The following is a 21,003-nucleotide window of genomic DNA, read 5'->3' on the forward strand; positions in this document are numbered from 1 at the left end:
AAAGTTATTTTTAATAGGTTGATTTTTCCTGAATACAGCAAAAATCACTTTGACAATACTTAAAAATTATTGTTAACTAGATTGATTGGAGTCAATTGCTGAATATTTCTATAAATGAGGATGAGTGAATGAAGTTTAAATCAGTCGACAATATGGTCTTTGTGGGGATGCTCTTGATATTAATTTATCAGTACACTCTATTGTATTTGAGTGTCATTGATGGGTCGTGGCTGAACTTTCTGATTGTATCTTTAGTATTCATTTTGGGATTGCTTTTAGGACGAACGACCTACATTATATTAGGAAGTGTTCTGTCTTTTGTTAGCATGTGTGCAGGGGGATTAATGTTAATGATTCCCTATACTAGGGAGTTGTACTTGTGGCCAGCAGTCGCTTTATTGACAATTACACCATTAACTACCTATTTAATGTATCTGCTAGACCATCAATTATTAAAACGGAAAGCCTTGGCAGCCGAGCTGGCTCAATTGCAACAGGAGAAACCTGACTTGGAAGTGATTACGGGCGCTTTGAATGCCCGGGCCCTGAACATTGCTGTAGCTAGAGAGTTGAAACTAGTCTTCTATCATGAAGAAGATTATCGGTTTACCTTAACGATGGTCAAAATCGATTTTCTCGAAAATATTGTTAATTTCTTGGGTAATCAAAAGTTTAATCGTTTGTTACGGGCAACCGCTGAGCATTTGAATGGAATGTTATTTACAGTTGATCATTTATATTACATTGGTGCCGGTAGATTTGTTATTCTATCACCAATGTTGGGAGCTAATAATGCACCAATTATGAAGAAAAAAATTAAGAGTCACATTGATGATATCGCTGAAGAGTTTGGATTGGCTAGAAATGCTTTGGTGTTAAGAATGGGACAAATAACTTATTCTAGTCAGGATAGAGTTAAGAATCGTAATGTTGAGGATACGTTGACACAGTTGGAACGTAGTGCAGAAACGGATATCGTTAAAGAATATCTCTGAGGGAGAATTAGATGGTCTTAGGAAGCTTAAATTGGCTCTTTTCGTTTAGTTTAGTAGTCACAATTATTTTTGGAATTGTCATTGTCGTCTTGTCAATCTGTTGGTGGCAAATCTTTAAGTTAACTATCCGTCGTTTTAATACGGAGGATAAACAGCATGATCGATAATTTATATGTCATCGCAATAATTACCATTTGGTTGTCGATTTTTATGACCGTAGTTACTTTAAGTGGTGGGGTAATTTTTATTTTTAAACATTTACAGCACACTAATATTGATAATTTACCACCATTAAAACGTTATCCAAAGGTAACTTTAGTCGTACCTGCTCATAATGAGGAATTGGTGATTCAGGATACAGTGCAATCTATTTTACGTTTGAACTATCCGCTTGATCGATTTGAATTATTAGTTTATGCCGATAATTGTAATGACCATACAGCTGATAGAGTTCGTGAATTGAAACAGATTAAGGAATTTAAGAACCATAACTTTCGAGTTATTGAAAGAACGGGTACTGGTGGGAAAGCCGGAGTTCTGAATGATGCTTTAAAAGTGTCGACAGGCGAGTATTTAGGTGTTTATGATGCTGATGCGGCACCGGAAAAGAATGCTCTCTATTTTCTGGTTCAAAAGGTTTTAGAAAATCCTGAACGTTACGCGGCAGCATTTGGTCGTAATAAAACGCGTAATTATCAGCAAAATTTTTTGACTCGTTGTATTAATTTGGAAATTGTCAATACGCAACGTATTCAACATACTGGTCTCTGGCAACTCTTTAAAATCGGTCGAATACCAGGAACTAATTTCATAATTAATAAGGAAATTGTTCAATCAATTGGTGGTTGGAATAATGGTGCTTTGACTGAAGATACTGCTATTTCATTTAGTTTGATGCGTTCGGGAAAGTTGATTGCTCTGGCACATCGGGCTGAGGCATTTCAACAAGAACCTGAAACACTGTTTGCTTATTATAACCAGCGTAAACGTTGGGCTCGTGGTAACTATGAAGTTATTCTAGATAATTTAAAACATCTCTTTGATCGCACGTCTTGGCGAATTAAGTTGGAAGTCTTCTATTATGTCTGTACCTTTTTCTGGTTCAACGCTGCAATTATTATTTCAAATACAATTTTTATTTTGAATCTGATTTTGGCGGGAGTGCAGAGTGTCTTTCCGCAGGTCCATCAATTAGTATCACTAGGCACACCGTTGTCAGTTCTGTTCATGGTTAATTGGCTGATGATGTTCTTCCTGTATTTGTTGCAGATGAATATTGCCTTAGCAAGTGATTATGGGCAAGAAACGGTTCAGAACTTTTTCTATACTCTAGTTTCGTACTTTACCTACGCACAGTTATTCATTATTGTTTCGATTGCGGCCTTTTGGGCCATTTTACGAGATAAGATAACGGGTAAACGGCACACGCAGTGGTATAAAACGCAAAGATTTTAATGGGGGAAGAGTAATTTGAAGAAACATAAGTATCAGTGGTTACTTAGTGGACTAATCATTTTAGTTGCTTTTGCAATTGGAACGGCCATCTATAATACCCAGTCACCGCAGAGTACCTCAAATGTCAGTACAGCGACTATTAAGTCCCGCTATCACACTTGGAAGAAAGCCTATTTAAAAGGTTCTGGTCAACAAAGATACGTTAAGACCAATACTGGCAATAAAGTACAGACTCTTTCTGAGGCTCAAGGTTATGGGATGTTGATCACCGTTATGGCGGCTAAACAAGGCTTTGGCAGCCAAAAATCATTTGATCAGTTAACTCGTTATTACTTAGCACATCGAATTAGTGCTGATAACCCTTTGATGTCATGGCGTCAGAATCAAAAGAATGGCAAAATGGTTAGTACTAAGGCTGAGCAGACTAGTGCGACTGATGGAGATTTGGATATTGCTTACGCTTTGATTTTGGCAGATGAGAAGTGGGGCAGTAAAGGTGATTTGAAATATAATCAGTTGGCTAACCGATTATTGAATGCCATTAAAAAACACGAAATTAATCCAACAACAAACTTGCCACGGGTTGGTAATTGGGCGACTGCTAGTGAATCAGCTAATTTGGTAAGAACGTCTGATTTGATGACAGCTTATTTTCGTAAGTTTGCTAGTTATACCAAAGATGGTAGCTGGACTAAGGTAGCTCAAAACAGTCAGAAAGCCTTGAAGGAATTAAGTGATCAACATAAGACTGGGTTAATGGCTGATTTTGTTACAATCAAAGGTAAGCAATTGAAATTAGGTAGTGTTAAAGCTAATCAAGTGGCATCTCAATATGATGCCCAATATGGATTTAATGCTTGTCGAATACCTTGGCGAGTAGCATATGACTATCAATTGAATCATAGTCAGACAAGTAAAGGTATCGCTCAAAAAATGTGTGATTTCTTTGCGTCAAAGAAGAGAATTACAGCAGTTTATACCTTAGATGGTAAAGCGGTTGAAGATTATACTAATATTGCTTTTACAGCTCCAGTGGCTTATGCAGCTCAAGTACTCTCTGATCAGAAATTGAAACATAATTATACAAAGGATTTAACCGCCGAAATTCCAACAAATAATTATTATCCCGCTACTATTCAGATGATAATGTTGCTAACTAGTGGCAGTATTGGACAAAATAAATAAATATTCTAAATAAATTTTAGCAAAAAATAAAAGAACTAGACCAATTGAGAAAAAGAAGAAGCCTATCATAATAATCATCGTAGATGGTTGCTATGATAGGCTTCTTTTAAACAGAAATTATTATATTTTATTTTATACTTTTTCAGGTAGACCAATTATGATTTATTTTGCTACTTTGACTAATGATTATCATTAGAAAAAAGTTAACTAAATTTGATTATTCCTAATTTCACACTATTTTATTCCTAAATTGATGATATAATATAACAAAATTAGTTTAAGTGAAGGTGAATCAGGTGTTAAGGAGCAATATAATTGGAGGAGCCGGTAACATGATTAGTACCGAATCAACTAGCCTTAAAGATGATTTGTATTTAGCGGTCAATGGTCATTGGTTAAGAAAGGCAGTTATACCTAAGGATTATCCACGTGTGGGTACTTTTCCTAATTTGTTTTTTGATGTTGAAAAAAAGTTAAGAAGTGATCTTAATGACTTCATATCAGGAAATGAAACTATTCAGAATAAAGTTATACTTCAAGCAGTTAAACTATACGATATGGCACTAGAATTAAAAGGATCTACTGCCATTAAAAATGATTTAGACAAAATAATCAATATGCATGAATTGAAAAATTTGAATGATGAATTAAAGTTTTATTTTGAAAATGACTTTCCTCTACCCTTAATTGCAGAAGTCCATGAGAATATGAAGGACAATTCTCAGAAGGCGCTTTATGTTGCAGGGGCCAAGTTGATTTTGCCAGATAAATCCTATTATAGTGCTAATAATTTAACGGGTAAGCAATTGCTGAATTTTTATTCTCAAACGGCTAGGGATTTGCTAACTAAGTTAGGGTACGATACCATCTTTATTTCTCAAACGGTTGAGGCGGCCTTGAGGTTTGATCGTAGATTGGTGCCAATGGTTAAAAGTTCAGAAGAATGGGCAGACTATTCTAGAATTTATAATCCCATCTCTTTTGTAGATTTTGGTAAAAAATCTAATTACATGGACTTGCAATCAATGGTTAAAAGCTTAATTGGTGATGAACCAAAACAGGTGATTATTGGAGAACCAAGATATTTTGATCATTTAAATGAATTAGTTAATGATAGTACGTTTGATGAAATCAAGGCATGGATGTTAGTTAGTTTTCTAATGAAGAATGCTGATCTAATTGATGAACCTAGTCGTCAGATTGTCAGCCGATATAAAAGCCAATTGATGGGAATTAGCGGTGTGGAGAAGCGTGAGAAATATGCCTGCCGTCTTACTACTAGTCTTTTTAGTGAACCAATTGGTATTTATTATGGGAAAAAACATTTTGGTGAGGATGCTAAAAAAGACGTTCTTAATATGGTTAAGAAGATAATTGATACATATAAGAAGAGATTAACACAGAATAAATGGTTGAGTGAGATTACTAAAAAAAATGCCATTTTGAAATTGGACAAGATGATTATTAAAATAGGTTATCCGGAAAAACTTGATTTGCTTTACAATAGATTTGTTATTGATACTGAAAAGTCATTATATGAAAATGTCCGTCATATAAGGATCCTAGAAGTTAAAAATATGTTTGAACAATATCATAAACCATTTGATAGATCAAAATGGAACATATCTGGTTATGAAGTTAATGCTAGTTATAATCCTTCAGCTAATGATATAACGTTTCCGGCAGCTATACTTCAACGACCATTTTACGGTTTAAAACAGACCGTTAGTCAAAATTATGGTGGGATTGGTTCAGTGATAGCACATGAAATTTCACATGCATTTGATAATAACGGTGCTAAATTTGATGAATTAGGAAATATGAAGAATTGGTGGACTCCCAAAGATTATGAAAATTTTCAAAGCTTGACCCAGAAGATGATTGACCAATTTGACGGAATTTCATACATGGGTAAAAAGGTTGATGGGTCTTTGGTGGTAAGTGAGAATATTGCTGATGTTGGGGGATTAGCTTGTGCTTTAGAAGTAGCCAAGTCAGAGCCTAAATTTAATTGTAAAGTGTTTTTTGTTAACTGGGCGCTTAATTGGCGAATCAAGTCGACTAAACAAATTAATGAAATGCTTTTGTCGGTAGATGTACATTCACCAGCTCCTTTACGTTGCAATATTATTGCACAAGAAATGGATGATTTATATAAGGCTTTTGATATTAAGAAAACGGATGGTATGTGGCTAGATAAGACACAACGTTTGAATATTTGGTAAGTTGACTCTCATTTTTTAGGAAAGCGTTTGCTTTTATTTACTTACTTCGATAGAGTGAATAGGTAAGCTTATAACTGAGAGGGATTTAAAAATATGTATAAAATGATTGTTTGTGATTTAGACGAAACTTTAATGAATGATGATGGTAGTTTGTCCACTAAGAATGCAGAAGCTATTCAAGCTGCTACAGCCAAGGGAGTTTACTTTGTACCCAATTCAGGTCGAAGCTATACTTCTTTCCAAAACGATTTAGAAACAATGCACTTAAGAAATCAACCTAACCAATATTCAATTTCCTATAATGGTGGACTGATTTTGGAAAATAAGGATAATCGTCCTATAGCTATTAATGCGATGCCATTTGAAATTGCTAAAGCTGTTTTTGAAGCGGGAGCAGCCAATGAAAAGGCCGCTACACACGTATATACGCAAGATACACTTTACATTTATAATCCAGTTCCTGAAGATTCGGCTTATTTGAGAAATCGTGGTGTTAGTTTCCAAGAGATGAAGGATGCTAATTTTGACCAATTCAAAGATGCCAACATTATGAAAGTTATCATGGCTTTACCAACAATGTCTGAACGTAAACAAATGCGTGCTGATGTTGAAGCAAAAGTTGATCCTAAGAATTTAGCTGTAACCTATTCATCTGATCGTTATGTTGAATTTAACCCAGCAGGAATCGACAAAGGTAGTGCTTCGGTTCAACTAGGTGAATTATTAGGCATTAAGCCAGAAGAAATTATTGCTGCAGGTGATAATAGTAACGATTTACCAATGCTTAAAGCTGTTGGTTTGCCAGTTAGTGTTGCTAACGGAATTGATAGTGTCAAAGAAGCTGCTAAGTATATAACAGAGGCTGACAATAATCATGATGCCTTGGCTGAGATTATTAATAAATTTGTTTTGTAATCGAAAAATAGAGCTAGGAATTGAAAAAATCCCTAGCCCTATTTTTTAGTTTCGGTTAAAATAATATAACGCCGTTATGTCTATAAAATGGTCGATGTCAAATGACTTTGATGGTGGGATAGATCTCGACAAGTTAATCTAATAACTGAGGAGGTAGGTATAATGAAAGTACATGAGCAAATCAGAAAGTATCGAAGGCATTTTAACTTTTCTCAAGAAGAATTAGCTGATAAGATTTATGTTTCTCGGCAAACAATTTCTAATTGGGAAAATGGCAAGAATTATCCTGATATTGAGAATTTACTTATTTTGAGTACATTATTCCGTATCTCTGTAGATGAACTTGTAAAAGGGGATGTCGGAGTTATGCGAAAAGAAATCGATAATCATACTATGGATGTTTGGACGGGCGTCATGCTAATCTTTCTAATTTTAGGAGTAGTGGTTGGAATTCCATTGACCTATGCCTTGTCATGGTGGGGTTTTGGTATAACGGTTGTTTTCTTGGCAATCGGTATCGGAGCTTCTATTAAAGTGGAGTTAATCAAGAAAAGGCATAATATTAAGACTTTTAAAGAAATTGTAGCCTTTATGGAGAATAAGAATCTTAATCCTGAAGACGGATTAAAAAGTCAAAAGGGTTATTGGAAAGAGCAACTCCTAATGATAGTTGGATCAGCAATTATTACTTTGATGTTGGCATTAGTTGCTCTAATTATTACAAAATTGATTATGAATTAGATCAGATTGAAGTGTTTTAAACCATTCACGATACCACCATTAACGTTTTCAGTAGTAATGTAAGTCGCGATGTCTTTAACTTCATCAATACCATTTGCCATTGCAATACCATAGTCAGCAAATTCAATCATTGGAATATCATTAGCACCATCACCAAAAGCATAGACTGGTTTATCTTTCATATTTAATTCTTCAAGTAAGTGTTTGATACCGCTCATTTTAGAGACACCTTTGGCAACTGTATCGAGTGAATGGTAGCCAGTATTATAGATTTGAAGTTCTGGAAATTCTTTTTGATATTTTTTACCGTCATCATCAGTAATGACAACGAACATTGGAATAGCGTCTTTCTTGTAGAAATTAGGATCAATTTCAGGGATTTCTAGTTTTAGTGCATGAAAGAACTCTTTAATAAATGGCGTTTGAGCACTCAAAGAGTTTCTAGTGTGTGCATGCATAAAGAGGGAATCGCCATTTTTATGAGCCATATCCATTATATTTTTGATCACATCTGGTTTAATATCATTGCTATAAATAGTTTTACCTTGAGACTCGACCAAGGCGCCATTTAAGGTAACATAAGTATTAATACCAGTGGCACTTGTGGCTGCTTCAATTTCAATAGGTGCACGTCCGGTACAGATAACAGGTAAATAATCATTTTCCTTTAACTGACGAACAGCAGAAGCAACTGAATTCTCGACTTGAGATTGGTTATTTAGTAGGGTTCCGTCTAGATCAAAAAATACGGTTCCTTTGTAATTTGTTTGCAAAAGATCACCAACTTAATTTTTATTTGTGTACTCGTAATATCTTAACATATAGGAAAAATGATACCGAGGACATTTATTTCAGTTCAAAATAAAAAACAACATCTATTCGGATTGCTTAATACATATAGAATGTATTGAGTTTTCTAAAAAGGTGTTGTTTTTTAAAATGTGTTAAAAACTATTTAATTACGTCAGTAGCAAAAGTTGGTTCAATCGCGGCAGCATACTTTATGCCACTTACAATTGTATTACCACCAGCATAATCTTGGATTGATCCATCACTGAAGGGGATCCATTCGTTAGTTGAAACTTGAACGAAGTATTGACCATTACTATTTTGAACGGAGCGGTTAATTCTCCAAGAACTACCTTTTGGAAGTGTTCTAGTTAATGAATTAGTTGAAGTGTCATACAGTGTAATATCTTTATTGAGAGTAATGGCAATAGGACCGTTGGAGAAGATACTATTGGAACTGCCTTCATAGCCACCGTTAGTTACCCATTGATTAGTTGCAACACGATAATAGATATAGTGATTCATTGTCTTTTTCTGATCAGTATGCCATGAAGAGCCAGCTGGTAGGATTTTACCAGTATTATTACCATTATCATCAAGAATGTATGAAGCACTGTACAAATTGATAGTTGTATTTACAGGGGTACTTTGTCCAACGGTATTTGAAGTACCTTTGACCTGAATGTTTTTAACAGGTACGTATTCATTAGTAGCAACTTGATAATAGTTATTCATACCAATACCGATAACTTTGCCTAACTTCCAAGAAGAACCGACAGGTAGAGTTACTCCGGATAGATGACCAGTTTCGTCTACAATTTGTGCAGGGTAAGTTACAGTACCAACTTGACTCGATACGCTTGTATTAGTATTTGTGTTAGTGTTGCTTTGATTGTTAGCAGGTTTAGCAATACTTGTTTTAATACCGCTTTCAAGTGCATATTCGTTATTTCCAACTTGGTAGTAGGTATTCATGCCAATATTGTACATGTTGCCTAATTGCCAAGAGGATCCAGCAGGTAAGGTTCTACCAGTTGGATTTCCTTGTGCGTCAACTAATTTAACGGCATAGCTCAAAGTACCGATTTGATTATCAACAGCTGGCTTAACCATAGTTGGATTTACAACAGGCATACCATCAGTAAGAGTAATATGTTCGGAACTAATGTAATTGTTAGTAGCGACTTCGTAGTATCTTTGTCCATTGATAAGAACAGATTTGCCTAATTTCCAAGATGATTTACCGGAAAGGAAGAGACTTGTTTGCTTACCGTTGGCGTCAACGGTGTAGGCACCACCATAATCAACAGTACCAATTGGATTTTTAATGGTATTGTCTGTAGTGGTTGTGGCGGCTTGAACTGGAGTGGTTGTATTATTTGAAATGTTTCCTAAAACTGTTGGTGCTACTAAAACAGCTAGTGTTGAAGCTAAAATGATTCTTTTCTTATTCATTTCTGTATCCCCTTAATATGAAAAATGTAATTTAAAAAATAAATAGGTGACCTCATAGCTTGCCTTTTATGTCTATGATTTTAGTCGAAATATGGCTAAATAGCGATGAATTTTTTATTTCTTTAATAATTCTTAGACAATAAATGCTAATTTAGAGGTCAATTAAATCCAGTTCCATTAATCACCCTTTCCATGTATATTTTATGCAACGAGTAGGTAATTAATGTCATTTTGTCGTAAACGATACTTTTCATATCATAAACAGTAGCTAGACAAAAAGGACACATAACCTGTAAATAGATTATGTGTCCTTTGAACATTATTGGGCTACTTGCTCGTTGATAATTTGACCGGCCTCAGAATCAGTTAAATATTTAATACTGGAACTAATACTGACAATAGAGGGACCTGCTTTAGTAGTTATAGTTGAAGCAGCATTTTTAGGATTGGCAGTATCAACTTTAGTGAAAATATCGACTTGGTTCTGTGGTAGGTCAGTTGAAGAAATAGTGTCACTTGTTTTTTGATATTTTGTTGCTTGACCAGCGCCGATTCGAAGTAATTCTTTTTTATTAGTGAAGAGGTATAAATATCCAAGACTATCACCACTAGCAACAGTGTCACGTGATAATTGATACCCAGCTTGAGCGGCTTCTCTTTTTTGTAAGGCATAAGTTGAGTTTTGATTCAAAGATATCAATGAGTATTTACTCAAATCTTGAATGGCTGAACGTTCAAAACTATCATAACGATGTTGATAAAGGTAACCATCCTTTACTAAAATTTTCCCAGAATCATTGGCACTAGTCGTTGTTTCGGGAGCAATCCAAGTTCCATTAAGACTGCTTACGTCTAAATGTTTAGCTGATTTTTTGTTTTGAGTGTCAACAAAAGATTTACCACGTTCAATAGTGGTGGTTTGCTCAACATCCATGTACTGAATGTCAATGGCATATAGTTTGTGGCCTTTAGCAACAAACGCTTGATTTAGCGTTAAATCACCAATTTCAGGTTTTAGAAAAATAAGATCAGTCATCTTATTGATTTCAAATTTAGCACCTAGAGCTTTCAAAGCTTCGTTAACTTGTTTGACTGACATATAGTGAAGCTTTTTTTGGTATGATTTCATGTAATGTTTACGTGATAGTTTCTTCCATTCTGAGAAAGATGCTTGTTTATACCCTGTAGCAATAGATTTGAATTTGCCTTTTGAAGTAGTCCACAAATCTAGATCGTTGGCTTTGGTTATGGCAGATGTATCTATTTTGCTGGAAACTCCGAATTTGGTTTGTTTAGAATTAATGGCTTCATTGAAAATCCAAGTTTTGGAATCAGAGTTGATGATCTTTTGAGTATTTGCCTTAATATCGTAGGAAGTGGACTTATGTTTAGCAATACTACATCCAGAAATAAGAAGTAAAATAAAGGTTAAAATGAATAGACTTAATTTACGCATAGAGACTCCTAATAATTTATTATAATTATTATCGCTTTACTATAAGAATGATGACAGGGTCAATTTGATATAAATTAATATGGATATATTTTTTTAAATTAGATAAATGATATTGTAACGACGTTATGCATGGTGCAACTTAGAAAGCAAGCCATTAAAGTTCAATTCATCGGCTTTAATAATTAGTTCCGCAAACTAAAGTTGCGCTAGTTAATGATTTTTAAACGCAAATATGACTAATTTGTTGCTTGTTTATAGTTAAATGCTATACGAAAATATAATTATAAAGATGAAATTTGTTCAAAGGGTGGGATTGAAGATGATTGAGTTTTCAAGTCAATTAAAGAAATATAGAACTGATCGTGGAATTACCCAAGATGAGTTGGCCGGTAAATTGTATGTGACTAGACAAGCTATTTCAAAGTGGGAGTCAGGTGAGTCGACACCTGATATGAATAACTTAGTTAAGTTATCCGGTATATTTAATGTTAGCTTAGATGCTTTGGTTCTAGGAAAAAAAGAGAATTCAAAGATTGATCCAAATGAATTCACGTTCGATCCGATTCATAATAGATATGTCAGAAAATATGGCAAAATGAATTTTTGGGATTTTTTGTCGAAGAATCCTTGGGTGATTGTTTTGTTAGCCATTGTTCTATTCTGGGGAGTAATGTTTATACATTGATTCATGTGTAACGTGATATGAGTAATTCTATTGAATTCAGATCACTGGACAAAATTATTTTTATAAAATAAATAATGGCTCACGGCTAAGCACCGTGGGCTATTTTAGTTTTAAAAATTATCTTTTTACGCAAACGTTTGCTTGACAAAATATCTGCAAGGGCTTACATTGAATTACGCAAACGTTTGCTTTGCTAAAATAATTAAAGCGAGGATGATTGATTTTGAATAAATGGTGGCAAAATGCAGTTGTATATCAAGTATACCCAGCTAGTTATCAAGATAGTAACGGCGATGGAATTGGAGATTTACCAGGTATTACTAAACGATTAGATTATATTAAAAAGCTAGGTGTCGACATTGTGTGGTTGAGTCCCATTTATAAATCACCTCAAGTTGACAATGGTTATGATATTTCAGATTATAGAGCAATTAATCCTGATTTTGGTAATATGGAAGACTTTGATAATTTACTCAGCAAAGCTCACAAATTAGGCTTGAAAATTATGATGGATTTAGTTGTCAATCATACATCAGATGAACATAAATGGTTCCAAGAATCCCGAAAAGGTAAAGATAATCCATATCGTGATTATTATATTTGGCGTGATGGTAAAGATGGAAAAGCACCAAATAATTGGGGCTCATTCTTTACAGGACCAGCATGGAAATATGATGAACAAACTGGTCAGTATTACTTACATTTATTTGCTCCACAACAACCTGATTTGAATTGGGAAAACAAAAATGTTCGTCATTCCGTTTATGACATGATGAATTGGTGGGCAGATAAAGGGGTGGATGGTTTCAGAATGGATGTTATCAATTACATTTCTAAGCCAGAAGGATTACCTGATGTTAAGAAAGCACCTGATGAATTATATGGAAATCCGGAACCAGTCGTTGCCAACGGACATCGAATTCACGAATTTCTACAAGAAATGAATCGAAATGTCATGAGCAAACATAAGATGGTTACAGTTGGTGAAGCACCAGCGGTTACAACAGATGAGGCTAAAAAATATTCCAATCTAGATGGCAAAGAATTGGATATGGTTTTTCAATTTGAACATGTGGGCTTAGATAGCAGTTCAAATCCAGCACTAGGACGTTGGTCTGATAAGAAGACATCACTTACTGATCTTCGTGAGAATTTGACGAAATGGCAAACAGCATTGGCTGGTAAAGCTTAGAATTCGTTATATTGGAATAATCACGATCAACCAAGAGTTGTTTCACGGTTTGGTGACGATAGTACTGAAGAAAAACGTGTTTTAAGTGCCAAGATGTTAGCAACAATGCTTCATTTCCAACAGGGAACTCCTTTCGTATTTGAAGGTGAAGAAATTGGAATGACGAATGCTTACTTTGATAAATTAAGTGATTATGTGGATCTTGATAGTATCAATGCTTATCACCAAATAGTCGATGAACAACATCTCCTAGATGGAAAAACGATGTTGAAGTATATGGGAATGCACAGTCGTGATAATGCTAGAACTCCAATGCAATGGGATGACAGCAGCAATGCTGGATTCTCAGACGGCACACCATGGGAACACGTTAATAAGCAATATAAAGAAATTAATGTAAAGAAAGCTTTGGCTGATCCGGATTCAATTTTCTATTATTATCAAAGGATAATAAAATTACGCCATGAATTACCTGTCATGGTTGATGGTAGTTATGCCTTGGTTAAGGACAATCAAGATGATCCTGATGTTTATGCCTACACCAGAAAAGATGATGATACGACATTGTTGGTAGTGCTGAATTATACGGATAAAGGATTAGAAAGGCATTATGACGTTCCAGAGGACGCCAAGATTCTGATTAGCAATTACGCTGATTCTCAGGGTGATACATTACGTCCATATGAAGCAAAAGTTTATCAATTTTAATAAGTTAGAAGGAACTAGACATGGAGTCAACGGAAAAAGTAGAGGCAACTTCAGCTAAGAAAAAAGAAAAATCGTTGGGCTTTGATAATGCTTTGCCAAAGTTACCAATGAAAACAATTCTTGCAATGACTTTCGGTTGTATTGGTGTCAATATGGCGTTTACATTGCAAGGTTCACAAATGAGTAGAATTACTCAAACAATAGGAGTTAATCCCAATAATCTGGGATGGTTCTTCCTATTGCCACCACTATTAGGAATGTTTGTTCAACCATTATTGGGTAAATATTCTGATAGTACTTGGACACGTTGGGGTAGAAGAATTCCTTATTTAATTGTAGGTGCTCCAATCACGGTGGTTGTTATGGTATTACTACCATTTACCGGTTCGTTTGGATTTGGCTATGGTTCTATGACAGCTTTAGTTTATGCAGCTATAGCAATTGCATTAATGGATTTGTTCAGTAATGTTTGTTTAGCACCGTACAAAATGTTAGCCGGAGATATGGTTAATGAAGATCAAAAGAATTTGGCTTGGTCTTGGCAACAAATTTTTAGTTATGCCGGTGGTATCTTAGCAGCTTTGTTACCATTTATTCTCACAAAGATGGGTATTGCAAATACAGCAGCCAAGGGACAAGTTCCATTAACTGTTATTTGGGCATATTTGATTGGCGCTGCTATGTTATTGATTACTAGTGTAGTAACAATTCTCAATGTTAAAGAATATAATCCTGAAACATACGCTAAGTATCATAAAATTAAATCAGATGCACAAAAAGTTACACCCAGCTTATGGAAACTATTGAAGAAAGCTCCAAGAGCATTTTGGGAATTATCAATAGTTCAATTATTTAGTTGGATTGGTATCATGTATACTTGGACTTACGCAACAGGAGCAATGGCCAATAATATTTGGCACACAACTAATCCAGCATCAGCCGGTTTCCAGGCAGCTGGTAACTGGTATGGTGTTATGACAGCCTTTTATAGTGTTGCAGCTTTGATTTGGGGATTATTTTATGCCAAAACTAAAGCTAATCAACGTAAACTATGGTATTCAGTAGGATTGTTTGCTGACGCCATTAGTATCATTATTGTTGCTACTACACATAGTCAGTGGATTGCATTGATTGCTTTTGCACTATATGGAATAGGTAACTTTACTATTAATACATTGCCATTTACTATGTTGACAACATCATTAGATGGTAAGAATAATGGATCATACTTAGGGTTATTCAATATTGCGGTTTGTCTACCACAAATTATTGGTTCATTAGCAAGTTTCATTATCTTCCCAATGGTTGGTAGTAGCCAAAGTATGATGATGATTATTGGATTTGTAGCCATGGTAATTGGTGGCTTTTCAGTAGCTATTGTCCATGAAGGTAAATAGTAAAAATTCACTATTCAAAAGTAAAATAAACGATTAAAATATTATTGTAAGCAAATACAAGGAGGGTGGATGAATGTCAGCGACAATAAAAGATATTGCAAATAAAGTCGGAGTAGCACCGTCCACTGTCTCTCGGGTTTTGTCTAATAAGACTAAGTATTATAATTCTTTGACAGCTGAGAAAGTTAAAAAGGCTGCGGAAGAATTAGGATATAAGAAGAATCAAGCAGCTGTTGAACTGGTGAAAAGAGAAAGTAATGTGATTGCAGCAGTAGTTAGTTCTGTAAAAACTAATTTTGCCGGAGAAATAATTGATGGAATCCAAGAAGAGGCACTAAAGCATGGTTACGATTTGATAGTAGTTTATGCCGGAAGTGCTGACTCTGATGAACAAAAAAGAGCTTTATTAACAGTTATCGAAAGACCTGTGATGGGAATATTGTTGCTTTCGATAGCGCTTGGAGAAGATAATCTTAAATTGTTGAAGGAATCTCAAATTCCGTATTGTTTTTTGTCAATGGCTTTTGATGACAACAGACCCTTCATCAGTTCGGATGATGAAGAAGTTGGTTATAAAGCAACAAAATTGCTGATTGATAAAGGTCATCGAAAAATTGGCCTAGCTGGAATTGATAAATTTCCTTATACTGGACGTTTAAGGCTACAAGGATATAAAAAAGCTTTAGATGAAGCGGGAATTGTCTTCCAAGAAGATTGGATACAAACCGGTGACTACAGTTATTTATCTGGTGAAAAGGCGATGGATCAATATGGAAAAGATACCGACTTGACTGGTATTGTTGCTGTCAGTGATATGGTGGCGATTGGCCTATTGAATAAAGCTAGAAATTTAGGATTGAATGTTCCTGGAGATTTATCTATCGTAAGTATCGATGGTACAGAAATGTGTAGAATCGTACAGCCACAATTGACAAGTATTTCTCAAAATTTCTTTGAAATGGGCAAGAGTGGAGTACAAAGGATTGAAGATATAAAGAAGCATAAGAAGTTGGTTAATCTTCAACAGATGATTCCAACACGTATAGAAGAACGGCAGAGTACTACACAAAAAGAGAATCTCACATATTTTTAAGTGAGATTCTCTTTTTGTGTTATTTGAAAATCTTTGAATTTCTAAAAGAATAATTTTGATAAGCTACTTTCAAAAATTCAGGCGTGTGTTGATATTGGAAAGTGGCTAACTCTTCTATAGTAATAGAAGACAAATTATTAAGCCACTCATTGAATAATCCCATACTACCGTAAGAATGGTACTTAATAGCATATTCCTGCTCAGATGTTAATTTAGTTTGATAAAAATTTTCCACTGCTGCTTTAGCCGAAGCTATATTGAATTTCTGTATATATTGATTTATCGAGTTTTGAGAGTGATCGGTATAAGTTCGTTGGTAAAAAGTTTTTCGCTTTTCCATTTGAATTAGGTTTCTTTTGATACTGGTAATTGAATATTCTGGTTTCTTATCGCCATAGATTAAAGAAAAATCGTATAGAAAAATCCAGGCCACTAATTCATATTTATCATGAAAATGATAATAAAAAGTTTGAGGAATGGTGTCACATCTTTTGCAGAGATCGACAATTCGGATTTTATCCATAGGGATGGTCTTTAACATTGTCTCTAATTCTTTAGCAAACAACAATTTGGTTTGATCTTTAAGTGTCATATTTAGCCCTCTATTTATATAAAAGTGTAATTACATCTAATTTTTATACATTTTAACACTTTTGTATAATGAAATGTCTTAGACATGCCGTTAGTATTATCAACATGTCAAAAGTAAGAAGGAGAAATTACTATGAATATTATGATAACCGGAGCAAGTGGTGAATATGGTAATTATGCCATCGATTACTTGAAGAAATTTGCACCAGAGGCTAATTTGTTTGGATTGGTTAGAAGTACGACTAAGGGTGAGGCGTTAAAAGCTAAAGGTGTTAATATCAGAATTGGTGATTACACAGACGCTAATTCTATGATTGATGCGCTTAAAGGAATCGATCGGCTACTTTTTGTATCAGTTTCCAGACCTAACATCCAACAAAATGTTGTTCAAGCGGCTCAAGTCAACCACGTAAAATATATTGCTTATACAAGTATTTCTCATCCTGAGTATTCAAAATTTGGATTAGAAACTATTCATAAACAAACGGAAAATTGGATTAAAGAATCAGGTATTCCTCATACTTTTTTACGAAATAGTTGGTATACAGAATTAAATCAAGCCTTATTCGATTATGCTGCTAAAACAAAGCAATTTCCATATTTGGCTAAGAAGGGCAAGTTGTCTTTTGCCTTAAAGAGAGAGTATGCCGAAGCTGGAGCTAAAGTTATTGCTGACGGAAATTATGGAGAAGTACTCGATTTAGCTGGTGAACCTAGAACTTATCATCAAATAGCTTTAGCCACTCAAGAGGCTTTGAATACAAAGTTAGATATTAAAGAGATCTCAGTTAATAATTTTATTCCAAAATTAGAGAATGCTGGTATTTCCACACAGTGGGCTTCAGTTTCAGAAGCTTATCAAGAATATACTCTTAAAGGTAACAATGGTGAAGATGAGGCCAATATCTTGGACTTTGAAAAAGTATTGGATCATCCGTTAACAGATTTGCCATCGGCAATTAAAGAATTAATCAATAAATAAAAAACTCCTCTAGACTTTATTTTATCTAGAGGAATCTTTATTTTGGTATGACTTCAATTGTAGTACTGCGAGGTCCTGCTTGAATCATTGGAGGTAAGTAGGGACTATTTTGATATTTGTCATGATAACCTTGATCTACTAATTCATTGATTCTGTCATCATGTAACTTCTTGAAAACTACTTCATGATTAGAACCATCTAAGAAAATTCGGCCACCCTGTTGTTGAATAGCGGAACGATACCAACGTGAATTCTGTCCATTCCAAGCACGGATAAATAATTTATGGTCAACAACGACTGACCATATCCAAGTTGGCGTTCCATAAGTTTTACCGTCACTGTAGAATGGAGAAACTCTAAAATCATCAGCTTTGGCAAAATTTTGGAGTTGTTCTAATGTCCATTTGTTTTCACTCATCATAATTTCACCTAATTACCAAGGTTGGTTTGTTGGGCCAACGGTAAACTCACTAACATTAGTATCTTCTGGTTGGTCAATAGCAAAGGCAACAACATTAGCAACACGATCAGGTCCAATTTGATATTTATCATAGTTGGCTTGCATTGCTTTAGCAGCGTCAGGATCAGTGATGGTACTCAATAATTCAGTATGAATAGCAGCTGGATAGATTGTAGCCGTTCTAATATTGCTATTTTCTTGGGCAGATTCCATTCGTAAAACCTCCATTAAATCACGAACGGCATGCTTAGTAGCACCGTAGACGCCAACACCAGGATATGGTTTCAAACCGGCAACTGAAGAAGTGGTAATGATATGACCACCATTTTGTTCCTTGAAAGTAGGAAGGACGGCAGCAATACCATTGAGAATTCCTTTGATATTAACGTCGACGGTTTTGTTCCATTCGTCAGTTTTTAATTTATCAATTTCTGAACTTGGCATTAAGCCGGCGTTCAAGAAAATAACATCAACTTTACCAAAGGTGTCTTTAGCAGTTTTAACTAATTGCTTGCTGTCATCAGGGTTGGTAACGTCGGTGATACGATAAATTGCTTCGCCACCATTTTCTTTAATTTTATTAACGATTTGTTGTAATTTTTCCTCACGACGGGCACCTAAAACTAGTTTAGCACCCTTTTGGGCTAGTAACATAGCGGTGGCAGCACCAATACCACTTGAGGCACCTGTAATAATAACGACTTTATCTTTGATCATATTTATATTTCCCCTTGAGTTAATCAATTTGTTTACGTGTATTAGAATAGGTCTTGAATTAGGCAATGTCTAATACTTATAATGTATCTAAAACCATACAATATTGTAATAGTAAGGAGAAATGAAAATGGAATTACGAGTTTTACGTTATTTCCAAGCGGTAGCGACAGAGTTAAATTTTAGTAGAGCTGCTGAAAAATTACATGTTTCTCAACCAACCATTTCTAGACAATTGAAGGATTTGGAGGATGAAGTAGGCGTAACTTTGATAAAAAGAGGTGGACGCTCAATCGAATTGACTAGTGAGGGTGAATATTTTTCTAATCAGGTGAATCAAATTTTAGCCTTGGCTGATAAAACACTCGATAATATGCAAATAGGTCAGGATATTACCGGATCAATCGTTATCGGTAGTGCTGAAACAAAAAGCTTCATTAGTGTAGCTCAGTCAATCAAAGCTTTAAGAGATAAGTATCCACATATTAAAATTAATATTGTTAGTACGAATGCTAATGATGTTAGAAGAAATTTAGATTCAGGAAACTTTGACTTTGGTATTGTAGTAGATCCGGCTTCAAAAAAGGATTATGAATTCATTCACTTATTGGGTGAAAGTCGTTGGGGAGTTTTAATGCCACGTACTTCTGATTTAGCCGATAAAGATCATCTAACGTTGGATGATTTGGAGAATCGTGACATGATTGTTACTCAGCAGAATGGTTTTTTAGATGCCTTAAAGGATTGGTATGGTGAGAGCACTAAGAAGTTCAATATTGTAGCAACTTATAATTTGCTTTATAACGCATCATTACTGGTTTCGGCTGGAGTAGGTTACGCTCTATGTGTTGATGGAATTATTAATACTAATCAATCCGATTTAATTTTTGTACCGTTGAAACCTCGTCGAACAGCAAGTACTAATTTAGTTTGGCAAAAAGGACGAAAACTTTCTCAGGCTGCCGAAGCTTTTTTGAAACAAATATCTAGTGATATTAATAAATAAAAAAACTGCAGATTTGAAAATCTAGCAGTTTTTTTTGGCACGATAAGCTAAGTACATGTCATTTTATGTCATTAAGATTGACGTCATTTGTCGGTATTATAGGGTACATAAATTGAGACATGGAGGCAGACAGATGTCAGTTATTTTAATTACAGGAGCAAGTAGTGGGATTGGTTATCAAACAGCAGAGTTATTAGCATTACAAGATAATATCGTATATGGTGCAGCTCGTAGATTAGACAAGTTAAATGAATTGAAAAAATATAATGTCCGTCCACTGGAATTGGATATCACTGATGAAGAATCTATTAAGAATGCTGTTAAAACTATTATCAAAGAAGAAGGACGTATTGATGTTTTAATCAATAATGCTGGTTATGGTTCTTATGGAGCAGTTGAGGATGTCTCAATTGAAGAAGCCAAGCGACAATTTGATGTTAACTTATTCGGAATGGCACAATTAACCAAATTAGTATTACCATATATGAGAAAACAACATGAGGGACGAATCATTAATACTTCTTCCATGGGAGGACGTTTAGTTAGTTATATGGGAGCTTGGTATCACGCTACTAAGTATGCTGTAGAGGCTTTTAGTGACGCATTAAGAATGGAAACTAAAGAATTTGGAATTAAAGTTTCCATTATTGAACCCGGTGGTATCAAAACCAATTGGGGTTTCATTGCGGCTGATAAACTACAAAAATCTGCTCAAGATGGTGCCTATGAAGAACAGGCCAACAAAGCTGCTGCAGGAATGAGAAAACAATACTCATCTAATATGATGTCTAATCCTAAAGTGGTTTCCAAAACTATTTTAAGAGCAGTTAGTTCAGACCATCCCAAAACTAGATATCTTATCGGCTTTGGAGCTAAACCGTTGGTATTTGCCAAAACAATCTTACCAACAACAATTTTTGATTTTATAATGAAGCATGCTAGTTAATAGATAGGAGCTG

The 21,003-nt window shown here is 34.9% G+C and carries 19 protein-coding genes and 1 pseudogene; 14 read left to right on the forward strand and 6 right to left on the reverse strand.

Annotated elements, in window-relative coordinates:
* The first annotated feature begins 128 nt into the window (after positions 1 to 128).
* The 7 genes from FC97_RS07160 (at position 129) to FC97_RS07185 (ending at position 7,516) form a co-directional block, all read left to right on the forward strand.
* The gene (locus tag FC97_RS07160; RefSeq protein WP_082604733.1) at positions 129 to 995 is read left to right on the forward strand and encodes a diguanylate cyclase domain-containing protein; all 867 of its coding nucleotides are present in this window, start codon (positions 129 to 131) and stop codon (positions 993 to 995) included.
* Between the two features lie 11 nt (positions 996 to 1,006).
* Positions 1,007 to 1,162: a hypothetical protein gene (locus FC97_RS13380; RefSeq protein ID WP_156314119.1), complete on the forward strand. Its 156-nt coding sequence runs from the start codon at positions 1,007 to 1,009 to the stop codon at positions 1,160 to 1,162.
* Entirely contained in the window at positions 1,152 to 2,450 is a 1,299-nt protein-coding gene (locus tag FC97_RS07165) for a glycosyltransferase family 2 protein (protein ID WP_054643698.1), read from the forward strand. Before FC97_RS13380 ends, FC97_RS07165 begins: the two co-directional genes overlap by 11 nt.
* A gap of 15 nt (positions 2,451 to 2,465) precedes the next feature.
* Positions 2,466 to 3,635: a family 8 glycosyl hydrolase gene (locus FC97_RS07170; protein WP_054643699.1), complete on the forward strand. Its 1,170-nt coding sequence runs from the start codon at positions 2,466 to 2,468 to the stop codon at positions 3,633 to 3,635.
* A 332-nt stretch (positions 3,636 to 3,967) separates the two neighbouring features.
* Positions 3,968 to 5,860 (forward strand): M13 family metallopeptidase, encoded by a 1,893-nt coding sequence (locus FC97_RS07175; RefSeq protein ID WP_054643700.1) that lies wholly within the window; start codon positions 3,968 to 3,970, stop codon positions 5,858 to 5,860.
* A gap of 93 nt (positions 5,861 to 5,953) precedes the next feature.
* A complete protein-coding gene (locus tag FC97_RS07180) occupies positions 5,954 to 6,775 on the forward strand; it encodes a Cof-type HAD-IIB family hydrolase (protein WP_054643701.1) in 822 nt (273 codons plus the stop codon).
* A 162-nt stretch (positions 6,776 to 6,937) separates the two neighbouring features.
* Positions 6,938 to 7,516 carry a helix-turn-helix domain-containing protein gene (locus FC97_RS07185; RefSeq protein WP_054643702.1) on the forward strand — a complete coding sequence of 193 codons (579 nt, stop codon included), beginning with the start codon at positions 6,938 to 6,940 and terminating at the stop codon, positions 7,514 to 7,516.
* On the opposite strand, the gene FC97_RS07190 is transcribed toward FC97_RS07185, so the two are convergent.
* The 3 genes from FC97_RS07190 to FC97_RS07200 all read right to left on the reverse strand — a co-directional run bounded on the left by FC97_RS07190 (position 7,513) and on the right by FC97_RS07200 (position 11,216).
* Positions 7,513 to 8,289 (reverse strand): Cof-type HAD-IIB family hydrolase, encoded by a 777-nt coding sequence (locus FC97_RS07190; RefSeq protein WP_054643703.1) that lies wholly within the window; start codon positions 8,287 to 8,289, stop codon positions 7,513 to 7,515. The genes FC97_RS07185 and FC97_RS07190 overlap by 4 nt on opposite strands.
* Positions 8,290 to 8,467: 178 nt before the next feature.
* On the reverse strand, positions 8,468 to 9,760 hold the full coding sequence (locus FC97_RS07195) for an SLAP domain-containing protein (protein ID WP_054643704.1): 1,293 nt from the start codon (positions 9,758 to 9,760) through the stop codon (positions 8,468 to 8,470).
* Positions 9,761 to 10,079: 319 nt separating this feature from the next.
* Positions 10,080 to 11,216: a hypothetical protein gene (locus tag FC97_RS07200; RefSeq protein WP_054643705.1), complete on the reverse strand. Its 1,137-nt coding sequence runs from the start codon at positions 11,214 to 11,216 to the stop codon at positions 10,080 to 10,082.
* A gap of 319 nt (positions 11,217 to 11,535) precedes the next feature.
* Here FC97_RS07200 and FC97_RS07205 point away from each other — a divergent pair, with 319 nt between their 5' ends.
* From FC97_RS07205 to FC97_RS07220, 4 genes and pseudogenes are all read left to right on the forward strand, one after another.
* Positions 11,536 to 11,901: a helix-turn-helix domain-containing protein gene (locus FC97_RS07205; RefSeq protein WP_054643706.1), complete on the forward strand. Its 366-nt coding sequence runs from the start codon at positions 11,536 to 11,538 to the stop codon at positions 11,899 to 11,901.
* A 223-nt stretch (positions 11,902 to 12,124) separates the two neighbouring features.
* A pseudogene (locus FC97_RS07210) lies at positions 12,125 to 13,801 on the forward strand (glycoside hydrolase family 13 protein).
* A 20-nt stretch (positions 13,802 to 13,821) separates the two neighbouring features.
* Positions 13,822 to 15,198 (forward strand): SLC45 family MFS transporter, encoded by a 1,377-nt coding sequence (locus tag FC97_RS07215; RefSeq protein ID WP_054643707.1) that lies wholly within the window; start codon positions 13,822 to 13,824, stop codon positions 15,196 to 15,198.
* A 73-nt stretch (positions 15,199 to 15,271) separates the two neighbouring features.
* Positions 15,272 to 16,291, forward strand: a complete 1,020-nt coding sequence (locus FC97_RS07220; RefSeq protein ID WP_054643708.1) for a LacI family DNA-binding transcriptional regulator — start codon at positions 15,272 to 15,274, stop codon at positions 16,289 to 16,291.
* Positions 16,292 to 16,310: 19 nt separating this feature from the next.
* Here FC97_RS07220 and FC97_RS07225 read toward each other — a convergent pair whose 3' ends face one another.
* Positions 16,311 to 16,883, reverse strand: a complete 573-nt coding sequence (locus FC97_RS07225) for a TetR/AcrR family transcriptional regulator C-terminal domain-containing protein (protein WP_054643709.1) — start codon at positions 16,881 to 16,883, stop codon at positions 16,311 to 16,313.
* A gap of 132 nt (positions 16,884 to 17,015) precedes the next feature.
* Here FC97_RS07225 and FC97_RS07230 point away from each other — a divergent pair, with 132 nt between their 5' ends.
* On the forward strand, positions 17,016 to 17,864 hold the full coding sequence (locus FC97_RS07230) for an NmrA family NAD(P)-binding protein (protein WP_054643710.1): 849 nt from the start codon (positions 17,016 to 17,018) through the stop codon (positions 17,862 to 17,864).
* Positions 17,865 to 17,901: 37 nt separating this feature from the next.
* Here FC97_RS07230 and FC97_RS07235 read toward each other — a convergent pair whose 3' ends face one another.
* Both FC97_RS07235 and FC97_RS07240 read right to left on the reverse strand, forming a co-directional pair.
* Complete coding sequence (locus FC97_RS07235) at positions 17,902 to 18,282, reverse strand: DUF2255 family protein (protein ID WP_054643711.1); 381 nt, start codon at positions 18,280 to 18,282, stop codon at positions 17,902 to 17,904.
* Between the two features lie 15 nt (positions 18,283 to 18,297).
* Entirely contained in the window at positions 18,298 to 19,041 is a 744-nt protein-coding gene (locus tag FC97_RS07240) for an SDR family oxidoreductase (protein ID WP_056967993.1), read from the reverse strand.
* A 127-nt stretch (positions 19,042 to 19,168) separates the two neighbouring features.
* Here FC97_RS07240 and FC97_RS07245 point away from each other — a divergent pair, with 127 nt between their 5' ends.
* On the forward strand, positions 19,169 to 20,044 hold the full coding sequence (locus tag FC97_RS07245; RefSeq protein WP_054643712.1) for a LysR family transcriptional regulator: 876 nt from the start codon (positions 19,169 to 19,171) through the stop codon (positions 20,042 to 20,044).
* Positions 20,045 to 20,177: 133 nt separating this feature from the next.
* Positions 20,178 to 20,990: an oxidoreductase gene (locus FC97_RS07250; protein ID WP_054643713.1), complete on the forward strand. Its 813-nt coding sequence runs from the start codon at positions 20,178 to 20,180 to the stop codon at positions 20,988 to 20,990.
* The last annotated feature ends 13 nt before the right edge of the window (positions 20,991 to 21,003 follow it).

It is taken from the genome of Companilactobacillus kimchii DSM 13961 = JCM 10707, from assembly GCF_001435445.1.
Classification (GTDB): domain Bacteria; phylum Bacillota; class Bacilli; order Lactobacillales; family Lactobacillaceae; genus Companilactobacillus; species Companilactobacillus kimchii.

Bases quoted from the DNA above. Each gene is read 5' to 3' on its own strand.
- FC97_RS07160 (WP_082604733.1), top strand. From the start codon at position 129: ATGAAGTTTAAATCAGTCGACAATATGGTCTTTGTGGGGATGCTCTTG.
- FC97_RS13380 (WP_156314119.1), top strand. From the start codon at position 1,007: ATGGTCTTAGGAAGCTTAAATTGGCTCTTTTCGTTTAGTTTAGTAGTC.
- FC97_RS07165 (WP_054643698.1), top strand. From the start codon at position 1,152: ATGATCGATAATTTATATGTCATCGCAATAATTACCATTTGGTTGTCG.
- FC97_RS07175 (WP_054643700.1), top strand. From the start codon at position 3,968: ATGATTAGTACCGAATCAACTAGCCTTAAAGATGATTTGTATTTAGCG.
- FC97_RS07180 (WP_054643701.1), top strand. From the start codon at position 5,954: ATGTATAAAATGATTGTTTGTGATTTAGACGAAACTTTAATGAATGAT.
- FC97_RS07185 (WP_054643702.1), top strand. From the start codon at position 6,938: ATGAAAGTACATGAGCAAATCAGAAAGTATCGAAGGCATTTTAACTTT.
- FC97_RS07195 (WP_054643704.1), bottom strand. From the start codon at position 9,760: ATGAATAAGAAAAGAATCATTTTAGCTTCAACACTAGCTGTTTTAGTA.
- FC97_RS07200 (WP_054643705.1), bottom strand. From the start codon at position 11,216: ATGCGTAAATTAAGTCTATTCATTTTAACCTTTATTTTACTTCTTATT.
- FC97_RS07205 (WP_054643706.1), top strand. From the start codon at position 11,536: ATGATTGAGTTTTCAAGTCAATTAAAGAAATATAGAACTGATCGTGGA.
- FC97_RS07215 (WP_054643707.1), top strand. From the start codon at position 13,822: ATGGAGTCAACGGAAAAAGTAGAGGCAACTTCAGCTAAGAAAAAAGAA.
- FC97_RS07220 (WP_054643708.1), top strand. From the start codon at position 15,272: ATGTCAGCGACAATAAAAGATATTGCAAATAAAGTCGGAGTAGCACCG.
- FC97_RS07225 (WP_054643709.1), bottom strand. From the start codon at position 16,883: ATGACACTTAAAGATCAAACCAAATTGTTGTTTGCTAAAGAATTAGAG.
- FC97_RS07230 (WP_054643710.1), top strand. From the start codon at position 17,016: ATGAATATTATGATAACCGGAGCAAGTGGTGAATATGGTAATTATGCC.
- FC97_RS07235 (WP_054643711.1), bottom strand. From the start codon at position 18,282: ATGAGTGAAAACAAATGGACATTAGAACAACTCCAAAATTTTGCCAAA.
- FC97_RS07240 (WP_056967993.1), bottom strand. From the start codon at position 19,041: ATGATCAAAGATAAAGTCGTTATTATTACAGGTGCCTCAAGTGGTATT.
- FC97_RS07245 (WP_054643712.1), top strand. From the start codon at position 19,169: ATGGAATTACGAGTTTTACGTTATTTCCAAGCGGTAGCGACAGAGTTA.
- FC97_RS07250 (WP_054643713.1), top strand. From the start codon at position 20,178: ATGTCAGTTATTTTAATTACAGGAGCAAGTAGTGGGATTGGTTATCAA.